The sequence below is a fragment of the Brachybacterium nesterenkovii genome, assembly GCF_900163655.1.
GTDB classification, from domain to species: domain Bacteria; phylum Actinomycetota; class Actinomycetes; order Actinomycetales; family Dermabacteraceae; genus Brachybacterium; species Brachybacterium nesterenkovii.
The window spans coordinates 1-1,486 of sequence record NZ_FWFG01000055.1 but is presented as its reverse complement, the minus strand read 5'-3'; the positions used below and the strand labels follow the sequence as shown (position 1 = coordinate 1,486).

The window sequence follows — 1,486 nt, the reverse complement described above, 5'->3', positions numbered from 1 at the left end:
CACCCCCACCCCCGCCGACAAGTTCTCCTTCGGCCTCTGGACCGTCGGATGGAACGCGCAGGACCAGTTCGGCAAGGCCTCGCGTCCCGACCTGGACCCGCTGGAGGAGGTCCGCAAGCTCAAGGAGATCGGCGCCTGGGGCTTTACGTTCCACGACAACGACCTCTTCCCCTTCGGCGACGAGGCCGCCCGGGAGAAGCAGATCGAGGGTCTGAAGAAGGCCATCGACGAGACCGGCATCGTCTGCGAGATGGTCACGACCAACACCTTCACCGAGCCGATCTTCAAGGACGGCGCGTTCACCAGCAACGACCGCGGCGTGCGCCGCTACGGCCTGCGCAAGGTCCTCAAGAACGTGGACCTCGCCGGCGAGCTCGGTGCCAAGACCTTCGTGATGTGGGGCGGCCGCGAGGGCGCCGAGTACGACAGCGCCAAGGACCTCCTGGCCGCGCACCAGCGCTACGCCGAGGGCGTCGACACCGTCGCCGGCTACATCAAGGACAAGGGCTACGACCTGCGCATCGCGATCGAGCCCAAGCCCAACGAGCCCCGCGGCAACATCTTCCTGCCCTCGATCGGCCACGCCCTCGCGTTCATCAACGAGCTCGAGAACGGGGACATCGTCGGCATCAACCCCGAGACCGGCCACGAGCAGATGGCCACCCTCAACTACACGCACGGCCTCGCGCAGGCGCTGTGGGCCGGCAAGCTGTTCCACATCGATCTCAACGGCCAGCACGGCCCGATGTACGACCAGGACCTCGTGTTCGGCCACGGCGATCTGATCAGCGCCTTCTTCACGGTCGACCTGCTCGAGAACGGCTTCCCGTCCAAGCCCGGCGCCTACGAGGGCGCCCGCCACTTCGACTACAAGCCCTCGCGCACCGAGCACCTGCAGGGCCAGTGGGACTCCGCGATCGCGAACATGGACATGTACCTCATGCTCAAGGAGCGCGCGCAGGCCTTCCGCGCCGACCCCGAGGTCCAGGAGGCCATGGCCTACTCGGGCATCGACACCCTCGGCGAGCCCACCCTGGGCGAGGGCGAGACCCTCGAGGACCTGCTCAGCGACCGCTCGGCCTACGAGGACTTCGACGTCGTCGCGGCCGGCGAGCGCAACTACGGCTTCGTGAAGCTCCAGCAGCTGGCGATGCAGCACCTGCTGGGCTTCCGCGCCTGATCCCGAGCGCCTGATCCTGAGCGCCTGATCGGGCGACCCGGTCCCCGCGGCTCGCGCTGCGGGGACCGGGGCCTGCGCGGTGGAGCGGCGGCGTGAGATCGCCTCCGCCCGCCTGACCGCCCGCGCCGGTGCCGGAACTTGCGTCGAGAGCCACGATGCGACGCAGATCCGGGCCGATATGGGTCGCAGCATGACGCTCGACCTTGGGCGCCAGCCCGCATGATCCAGTGCCCGCTCGCACCGCCCGCATGATCCGCACCCGCACCCGCACCCGCACCCGCAGCCCCGCCGCCCGCAGCCCCACCA

Annotated in this window: 1 protein-coding gene; it reads left to right on the top strand. The window is 69.2% G+C overall.

Going from position 1 to position 1,486, the window contains the following annotated elements; all coding sequences use genetic code 11:
* Window positions 1-1,180, top strand: a 1,180-nt coding sequence (gene xylA / locus FM110_RS06325) for a xylose isomerase (protein WP_087103710.1), incomplete at its 5' end; no start/stop codon positions are given.
* Between the last annotated feature and the right edge of the window lie 306 nt (window positions 1,181-1,486).